Source organism: Psychromonas sp. (genome assembly GCF_047632995.1).
Classification (GTDB): domain Bacteria; phylum Pseudomonadota; class Gammaproteobacteria; order Enterobacterales; family Psychromonadaceae; genus Psychromonas.
On the sequence record NZ_JBLIEK010000128.1, the window covers coordinates 1 to 8971 of the forward strand.

An 8971-nucleotide genomic window follows, 5' to 3' on the forward strand; every position below is an offset into this window, starting at 1 on the left:
TAATTAAAGCATTAACAATGGCTTACGTAACAAGGGGATGTCCGAGAGATGTGATGTTTCACTCTGATCAAGGTTGTCAATATACCAGCAAAGGCTACGCTCAGAAGCTTGATGATTATGGACTCACTCCAAGTATGAGTCGTAGAGGAAACTGCTGGGACAACTCGCCAATGGAACGTGTATTTAGAAGTTTGAAATGCGAGTGGATACCCAAGAGCGGGTATCCTAACCTGGGTGATGCTCAGGCCGATATTGTTGATTATTTAATGCGATATTATAACGGAGAACGCCCCCACAGTTATAATGGTGGATTGCCACCAAAGGAATCAGAAAGGCTGTTATCGATTAACGGTCTATAAATGTGTCCAGTTTTACTTGACCACATCATTCTAGCGTGGCAGCCTTGGGCGGTGCGGGGCGTGCTTTTTTACCTGTCATAGCCCAACAATGCCACACCAGCGGGATCGCGCAATAGGATCGTTTAGATCAATGAAAATAAATATTTTGTGGTGTCAATACACCCCTGGTGAACAGTTACGAGATGGTTAGCATGTATTACCAGTCACACTGCGCACGATAGCCCGCAGCCATTCGAGCGGGTTAGCCCCAAGCTTGCGGCAACTTTCGACAATAGTCATAATACGCTGACGAAATAGCTCGCTTTGAAGTGATCACACACCGTAACTGCCTTTTCGTCACAACACGTAGCTGCGCAACGAACTCTCTACTTCATTGTTGGACAGCGTGATGGCCTGATTGGTTAAAAACGTCCAACACATCACATCATGCTTTAGTAATAAGGCGAAACGATTGTGGTAACGGGGGCTTGATACATAGGCGACTGCCGTCTGCTGCCAGGCTTTTGTGCCATGCCTGTTGTAATCGCAACATTCGCCGATGATAAATCAGTTCGGTAATCATGTTGGGATTAATGTCTAAGTTTCTGGCTGCTACCATACGGCTGTAATGTTGTTCTAACACCAAACTGATGGCATCTAGCTTAAATACTTTTACGTGTTGACATTGAATAATCCAGTTCTGAGGATTATCACTTAACTGGGGTTTCCGAGTCTATTGGACCATGTCATTGTCTTGTATGTCTCAACTGAGTAGTTTGCCATATAAAGTCGTTATGTCTTTACAAAAGATCACTTTGGAAAAACGACGTCTGACATCGTTCAGTGCACCCTCGGATATTTTTAGTTTGAGCTCGGGACATTCGATGAGCTTCTTTACTGCCATGGCTAATGCCTCTGGATCATGTGGGGCGACTAACAAACCTGTTTGTCCATCGGTTATCGCTTCCGGAATACCATTAACATCTGTAGATACAATAGGTTTTGCACAGGCCATGGCTTCTAATATGGTGATTGGAAAGGCTTCTTCATGGGAAGCACAAACAATTATATCAAGCTTTTGTAGTGTTTCTCTCACATTGTCAAGTTGACCATGAAAGGTTACATTTTCAGCAATACCTAATGTAGTCGAAAGCGCTTTTAATTTATGCTCTCTTGGTTCCTGCAATATATCGCCGCCAATAATATCAAATTGGGCTTCTATTCCTTTCTCTATCAGCAATTGTGCCATTTTTAAAAAATCATCATGACCCTTACGGTATTGCAGATTGGCAATAATACCGATACGAGGTATAGGATTAGGGGGCGGATTTTCTAAAGGCTTAAATTCATCGGTATCAATGCCATTATGGATAACAATTTGTTCGCTATCAGGGCAAAACTTGGCCAATGCTGGTCCTATATTATCTTTTAATTCTTGACTACAAAAAATAAATACAGCCGGTGGATAACGATTTTCAAATACCCATTTGGCAAAGCTAAGTTCGTACGGAAAGTGCACATGACAAACCATAGGTATCTTTAGCATACGGCAAATTGGCTGCAAATTTCTCAGGGCTAAAATATCACCTGTATGCACAAGGCGTGGTTGATAGTGTTTTAGCCATTTCCAGTATTTTATAAATTGACTGATAGTACGCCAGGGTTTCTTGATATCAGGCGTGTCAAAACTCAGTTCAATGCTTTTTGCACCTTTTTCTTTTGCTGCCCGGTGCAATGCCTGGCCATTTGGTGCGAACAAAATAGCTTTAAACTGATTTTTTGTGGCACTGATAGTCGCCAACGTCACCCGTTCAGCCCCACCAATAACGCCAACGCTATGGGCATAGACAATGTTTTTCATATAATACTTAATCTTAAAAACCAAACAGCACATTACATGAAATTTTCTTGAAGGCAATAACAAACCGCCCAAGTTAATACGTGACATTGTGCTGTTGATTAAGGACAATCTGTTAATACAAAACGGGATAAGAGATAAATTTTGAAGTTAGTCAGCATCATATTGCCTACCTATAATAGGGCCCCGTTTTTAGCCAATGCTGTACGTTCTATTCGCCAACAAACATGGAGCAATTGGGAGCTTATAGTGGTTGATGATGGCAGTTCGGATGACTCGATCACTATTTTGCAACATTTACTTGGGGATGTGCTCCAGCATGTAAATGTGATATCTCAAGAAAATCAGGGCCCGGCCGTTGCTCGTAACAATGGAATAGACCATGCAAAAGGTCAATACATCGCCTTCTTCGATAGCGATGATATCTGGGATGACGAACATTTGACTGTCTGTGTCGAGGCCCTGGAGGCTAATTTAGCCATAGACTGGCTTTACTGCGCTTGTCGCAGAAAAGACCTGGGATCAGGTAAACTGCTAGTAGGCTCCACGTTTTACACCGAGAGTAAGCCAAACCCTTTATTCGAATGTGCGGAACCATTATCTGACGGACTATTTAAGCTTGATCCCGCCAAAAGTGTGCTTTGTCAGTTGACCACAGGAATTGATAGTGGTTTGCAAAACTCAGTTATTCGCAGCACTGTATTTGAGGAATTAAGGCTGCCGGAATTTCGCATTGGTGAAGACCGTCTATTTATACTGCAGGCCTTAAAAACAGGTTTTGTTTTTGCTTTTATTGATAAAGTGACGGTCACTTATTATGTTCACGATAGTAACTCTTCAGATACCGATGCCGCTTCAACGGACTACCAAAAACGTATTGGTGCATTAAAATCCTTGATAGAAAGTTATGAATATACCCCCCAATTAATGAAACTAACCAGGTCAGAGAAGGCCGCTTTAGACAGACGTTTATCTGAGGATTATGTCTGGAAATTGGGGTATTCCCTTTATCTGCAGTGCGGTGAATATGACCATGGGATACAAGCCATATGGCGAGGTATTCGCTATTACCCTTATAAAATTAAATATTGGAAGAGTTTAATTAGTGCATATTTAAAACGCAGCTGGAGCACCAGAAATGCATGAGTCCTTAGTTAATAGAATAAAATACAGACTAAGCCGTAAAAAGAAAATACTGGTGTTGGGTGACTCCCATACTGCTGTGTTTAAAAATGCTATTTTCAATCAGCATTATATAAAATACCTTGTAAAAGTTGTTGATGTGGGCGGTGCTACCGTATCTGGCTTGACGAATCCAAACTCTACTACGCAGGCATTGCCGATCTTCCGTTATATTTACAAGGTTTTTAAGCCTCATCACGTTATTTTTCAACTTGGCGAGGTTGATACGGGTTTTGTTATTTGGTATCGAGCTGAAAAACACCAAAAATCCATCGATGAAATGTTACAGCAGTGCATTAAAAATTATGCAGACTTGCTGGACGAATTTAAAACCACGGGTAAAACAATCGTTATTAGCGCTCCCTTACCGACTATACAAGATGATCAAGATTGGGGCGACATTGCCAATGCTCGCAAAGAGATTTCGGCCAGTCAAAGAGAACGGATAATATTAACTCAGCAATTTAATCAAGCGATAAAACTAGTATGTGAAGAAAAAAATATTTTCTTTATTGACTTGGATAATGACTCATTGGGAGATGACGGATTCGTAAAAAGCGAGTTGCTAAACCAAAATGAAAACGATCATCATTATGATCATAAAAACTATATTTTATTGATCATGAGCCATTTGAAAAGGATACTTTAGTGAAAAAATCGATAATTAAAACTTTACCAACAGCACTCTATCTTAATTTACGTTGGTGGGACTTCAAAATTAACAAACCCGACAGTTTTAAAAAGGTGCAGGCTTTGCGTAAGCGTGAAACTCAACAGTGGTCATCGTATAAACCATTTGATGATAAACAAGCGATTTTTGTGCATATTCCCAAGTGTGCCGGTATTTCGATTAATAAGAGTCTTTTTGGTAATTTAGCAGGCGGGCATACCACCCTGGAACAATATGTCAATATATTCGAGCCTAAGCTTTTTCAGTCATACTTTAAGTTTACTTTTGTCAGAAACCCCTGGGATCGGGTGGTCTCAGCCTATTGCTTCCTCAATAAAGGTGGTTTTAATCAATGGGATAAAGATTTTTATGAAAAGGAGTTAGCACCTTATCAAAATTTTAGCGATTTTGTAAAAAACTGGCTAACCCATGAAAATATATTCAAGCATCATCATTTCAAACCTCAATATACCTATATAGTTGATAAATATCATAAGGTGTCGGTAGATTATATTGGTTATTTTGAAACTATCGAGCAAGACTATCAATATATCGCCAACAAAATGGGTGTAAATACATTGCTTGAAAAGAAAAATATTGTCCTAAGAGATGATTATAAAAGTTTTTATAATCAAGAAACGAAAGATATAGTCGCAGATATTTATCAGGAAGATATCAAGCTATTTAACTACTCGTTTGATAAAGTAAACGCATATAGCAGAACATTTCCATTCAAAGATCTACAATCTCAAAGGTTTTAACCCACAACTTTCTGGTAGAAAAATACCACTGACTTGCGTACCAGCCCTTCGATAAATTGCCATTCCTTGATGTTTTTTAAAAAACTATAATATAAACCTGTTAAAACAATACAAAATACTGCGGAAAAAATAACGGTAACAAGCGCAACATCAATAAGGGGGATAGCGGTTAACGGGAACAAATCGGTAACTAGATAGGATATCAAACAGCTAACGATAATAGGTGCCGTTGCAAGACAAAGCCTGAGCATATTTTGGGCTGAGGTGTATTGAGCCGTAATATATAACATAAACAGTATACAAAGACCGTTTTCCATCAGTACCCTTATATAACTAAATCTGATCAGGTCAGATATTCCTATTTGAAATAGCGTTCCATAAAGCACGGTAAAAGAGACTAATTCGTAATAAAACATATGTTTAGTTTTACCAAAAACCAGTAATACTCGTCTGGCTTGATTGAGTATGGCAAAAGCCGGTATGAGCAAGGAAAATGCAGCGAAAAGCTCTGCATAATTAACCCACTTTTCACCCAGCAATACAGCAACAAAAAGTTCGCTATAAAAGAATAAAAGACTGGTCATAGGCAAAGTCAACAGCATAGTTGCAATAAAGGTTATATTATATTGATGACTAAAATGACTCTTTGTGTGTTTGGTTTTAGCCAGTTGCACTAATAACGGTTGGGTAGCGGGTAACAGTAAATGCGAACTCGGAATAAACGCGATGTACTTCATAATATGGTAAAAACCAAGGGCAGATTTATCTGCCGCAGCACTTACCATAATAGTATCTAGTTGGGTTCGACCAAAACCAATAATGGACTGGGGGAGCAGCCAGCTCGAAAATTTCCATTGTTCTTTGGCATTTTTAAGGCAAAACTTGGGCCTGTACGGATGAATAACAAAAGAGCCCAAACTGCCCATTAATACCGAAGCATACGTGCCAAGAATTAATGCCCAATAACTTTCATATATAAGCGCAATAGCTATAGCGACACCGACAGCAATAAATTTAGTCAATATGGATAATTTTACTGTGGGCGCATAATTTTGTTGTCTTATAAGATAGATTAGGCCTGGATTTCTAATTTGACCAACAATGATGAGCGAGGCCATAACATATAGGATCATCTCCAGTCGTTCATCATCATAATATTCGGCTAGTAACGGCGTAAAAGCGAACAACAAAATCGCCATAATGGCTCTCAAAATAAAATCGATGGTCCAGGAGGTATTAATTATATCGCTGTCAATTTTATCAATTCTGAGTAGGTATTGCTTGCTGCCTGTATTGGCCAAAACGTCCAAAAAGCCTAATGTTAACGTCGCTATAGCAACCAAGCCAAAGTCTTCTGGTACCAGTACCCTTGCCAGTATCAGAGTGCTGACAAGCCCAATCAGTTTTTTTGTTATAGACTCAGATACTAATAATAAACTGCCAAATAGACTTTTTTTAACCGCACTCATTTATGTTCCAACTTGAAAAAGTAACTTTACTCGAGAAGTAAATAATTAGAATTAGCTTTAAGGAGATATTGATATATTTTTTTTCAATCATCAGCTTTTACTTAGCAGCTTTTTTAGGCGTTTTTTCACTAAGGCTCGCTTGATCACACTTAAGTGTTGGCTTTCAAATTTAAAATTAGCCGCTATATTATTGTTTATTTCGTCCAGGCTTTTTGGCCAGTCGGCAACGGGTAATTTATCCAAGTGAACTTCCTGAATTTTACCCAGTTCGTACCGTGCTATGCGATTAACATATAGCTTTATATCACTCTTATTAAAAGGCGAGAGACTGTCAAAGTAGTATCCTGTATCTTTTAAGTAGGTCACTCTGTCGGGTAAATTATAGTTAAAAAAGTTCAGGTCAGTATTGACCGCTTTGGTTAAAAAAGAATCTATCCAGTTTAAGCCCATAGGGAGTCTAAATCCAACGGATTGTATTCGTTTGATAAAACTGAGCTTCAGGCCATATAAATTACCGAAAAAACATGCCCGTTCAACGACTAATTGTTGATAGAAAGTACTATTTCTGCCGGATAATGGTAAGCCTGCAACCGTGACTGTCGTGTCCGGAGTATCATTCAAATAGGTTGCCATTTTAGGGAAACATAAGGGTGAGAATTTAACGTCTGCATCCACAAAAAAATGCGTATCAACCGATTCTGCTAGTGAGTGTACATAGTGATTCCAGGCATTACACTTATCACCTAAAGTTAGTTCCACCACTATCAGCTTTTCAAAGCCCAGTAGCGCTTTATGTTTTGCAATAACAGACACCGTTTTATCCGTACAGCCATTGGCAATGATAAAAAAGGCGTTTAAATGATGGTCAACGTTAGCAAAAATACTCGCTATGGACTTGTCGATATTTTGTTCTTCATTGTGTGCGAACATAACAATGTTATACATCTGCAGTTTTTCCTACTGTGTCCGGGGTCGTATTAATGTCTCTATTTACCTTTATGAAATGATACCGAGTGGCAACAATCAACATGATAATAATATAAAGGGGTTCAAATATAATGAGGTCTAAAAAAAGAGCCGCGACAAAAAAACCGATTAAAGACGCCATACAAGAGCACATCAAGTAATAATGAATTGAATCTTTTTCGGCCCCCCCATAAACCTGCTTAAATATCTTATAAGACTTATAAAAAAAGTAGAGGTACATCAGGCCCGCTAAAATACCACAGTTTGCGGCAAAATTAAGGAAGGTGTTGTGTGCGACATGAGGTGACTCACCTGGGAAGTGTTCTACCGCTGCCATCCGGAAACGTTGAACGCCCACACCAAAAACAGGAAATTTTAAGGCTAATTCGCTTCCTACTTTCCAGGATAATACCCTTGGGTTAACAACTTGGCCCTTTTGCAGATTTTCTGCCTGGTTAACCGTATCCAATGAGCGTGCTAGCATCGGTCCCCCTTGCGTTATCAACGCAAAACAAAAACCAACGACTAGAAGCATGTTTAACTTTTTAGATCGTACAATAAATGCACTGAAGATAGTGGCTACGCCTACACTGAGTAACGCACCGCGGGAAGACGTTAAAAAAATGGCATGCCATAAAAGTGGTATCCCAAGGAGCAGGGTTAATTGTATTAATTTGTTTTTAAAATAAAAAATGCCAAATAGTAAGAAGGGCATAGTGACAACCAATAAGGTGGCGAATTTGTTGCCGTCTTGATAAGGGCTACCACCGGGTCCTGCAAGTCGGCCTGAGGGGAACTTACTCCAGTCTGAGGTTAAATAGGCCATGTTAGACCAGTAAGTAAAGTAAAGGCCGGTTATAATAAAGGCATAGCAACAGTACTTTAAGGATTTTTCATCTGTTATGAGTCCCAATACAATAAAATACATTAAAACAATGGTGTTAAATATTCCTGTAAATACTTCAACCTGAAAATCTGAATTATAGGATGAAAAGAGATTTGATAAATTGAAAAAGACAGTTAGAACTAATAACGCGTAGTTTAAGGGGTGCTTGTATACGTTAAAGTCTATATCGCCTTTAGCAGCCTTAACCAGCCAAGCTAATATAGCCAACCCGGCAGAAAGTTTGAAGATGGCCAGCCCATCAAAGCTCCAAAACCAAACATATTGCGGCTGTAAAATTGAAAAAAACAAATAGAGCACCCCAGATAGCCAGGGGGCTGATGACAGCATAAAAAGTGCAGCCAGTAGAATTAAGATAGTCGCAATTCTTACCATTTTTGATGTGACCTGTTTACCAACTTAAAGATATAGTTTTTCATAATGCTTAAACATTTCACCCATCGGGAATAGTTCTTTATGCCATTGTAAGATTCGAACGCTTAATGGTGTTCGGGCTTATTCTGAGAGTAATAGACAAATAAGGACCTTGTAGAATCTGTCTGCGACCTTATTTTTTAACCATCCCTGTTTTACTATGTACTTCGACTTCTTTAACCCAGCCAGCGTGTGCTACAAAACATGATTTTTCCAGCGCTATGGTTCACCGTAGCCTGATAGCTGTGCTTTAGCATGACGATGTTAATAGGAAGGCATCGAATAGTCCAAGGTATTTATCTCGCTGTGGGCGATAGCCTTTTGTTTGACGTTTTTTTGCCAGGCCTGAGATTGATGTTTTTCAATATGGCTTCTTTTTCAGCATCGACTTACAGCTGTTTACTCGCAA

At 39.2% G+C, this 8971-nt stretch carries 7 protein-coding genes and 1 pseudogene; 4 read left to right on the forward strand and 4 right to left on the reverse strand.

The features are described 5' to 3' along the window. Window positions 1–379, forward strand: a pseudogene (locus ACJAT7_RS16030) (integrase core domain-containing protein); the annotation flags it as partial. A gap of 722 nt (window positions 380–1101) precedes the next feature. Here ACJAT7_RS16030 and ACJAT7_RS16035 read toward each other — a convergent pair. After that, window positions 1102–2199 (reverse strand): glycosyltransferase, encoded by a 1098-nt coding sequence (locus tag ACJAT7_RS16035; RefSeq protein ID WP_415227809.1) that lies wholly within the window; start codon window positions 2197–2199, stop codon window positions 1102–1104. 141 nt (window positions 2200–2340) lie between these two features. On the opposite strand from ACJAT7_RS16035, the gene ACJAT7_RS16040 reads away from it, so the two are divergent. Genes ACJAT7_RS16040 through ACJAT7_RS16050 form a run of 3 tightly spaced genes read left to right on the forward strand, consistent with a single transcriptional unit; the run spans window position 2341 to window position 4809 of the window. After that, complete coding sequence (locus ACJAT7_RS16040; protein ID WP_415227810.1) at window positions 2341–3342, forward strand: glycosyltransferase family 2 protein; 1002 nt, start codon at window positions 2341–2343, stop codon at window positions 3340–3342. Further along, window positions 3335–4027, forward strand: coding sequence for an SGNH/GDSL hydrolase family protein (locus ACJAT7_RS16045; RefSeq protein ID WP_415227811.1), 693 nt, complete (start codon window positions 3335–3337; stop codon window positions 4025–4027). Before ACJAT7_RS16040 ends, ACJAT7_RS16045 begins: the two co-directional genes overlap by 8 nt. Continuing rightward, window positions 4027–4809, forward strand: coding sequence for a sulfotransferase family 2 domain-containing protein (locus ACJAT7_RS16050; protein ID WP_415227812.1), 783 nt, complete (start codon window positions 4027–4029; stop codon window positions 4807–4809). Before ACJAT7_RS16045 ends, ACJAT7_RS16050 begins: the two co-directional genes overlap by 1 nt. Here ACJAT7_RS16050 and ACJAT7_RS16055 read toward each other — a convergent pair. The 3 genes from ACJAT7_RS16055 to ACJAT7_RS16065 all read right to left on the reverse strand — a co-directional run bounded on the left by ACJAT7_RS16055 (window position 4806) and on the right by ACJAT7_RS16065 (window position 8523). After that, window positions 4806–6278, reverse strand: a complete 1473-nt coding sequence (locus tag ACJAT7_RS16055) for an oligosaccharide flippase family protein (protein WP_415227813.1) — start codon at window positions 6276–6278, stop codon at window positions 4806–4808. The two genes, ACJAT7_RS16050 and ACJAT7_RS16055, sit on opposite strands and share 4 nt — an antisense overlap. A 90-nt stretch (window positions 6279–6368) precedes the next feature. Beyond that, the gene (locus ACJAT7_RS16060) at window positions 6369–7223 is read right to left on the reverse strand and encodes a glycosyltransferase (RefSeq protein WP_415227814.1); all 855 of its coding nucleotides are present in this window, start codon (window positions 7221–7223) and stop codon (window positions 6369–6371) included. Next, window positions 7216–8523 carry an O-antigen ligase family protein gene (locus tag ACJAT7_RS16065; protein ID WP_415227815.1) on the reverse strand — a complete coding sequence of 436 codons (1308 nt, stop codon included), beginning with the start codon at window positions 8521–8523 and terminating at the stop codon, window positions 7216–7218. The genes ACJAT7_RS16060 and ACJAT7_RS16065 overlap by 8 nt, the downstream gene beginning before the upstream one ends. Between the last annotated feature and the right edge of the window lie 448 nt (window positions 8524–8971).

Coding starts and splice junctions, on each gene's coding strand:
- ACJAT7_RS16045 (WP_415227811.1), top strand. CDS start 3,335: ATGCATGAGTCCTTAGTTAATAGAATAAAATACAGACTAAGCCGTAAA.
- ACJAT7_RS16065 (WP_415227815.1), bottom strand. CDS start 8,523: ATGGTAAGAATTGCGACTATCTTAATTCTACTGGCTGCACTTTTTATG.
- ACJAT7_RS16060 (WP_415227814.1), bottom strand. CDS start 7,223: ATGTATAACATTGTTATGTTCGCACACAATGAAGAACAAAATATCGAC.
- ACJAT7_RS16035 (WP_415227809.1), bottom strand. CDS start 2,199: ATGAAAAACATTGTCTATGCCCATAGCGTTGGCGTTATTGGTGGGGCT.
- ACJAT7_RS16055 (WP_415227813.1), bottom strand. CDS start 6,278: ATGAGTGCGGTTAAAAAAAGTCTATTTGGCAGTTTATTATTAGTATCT.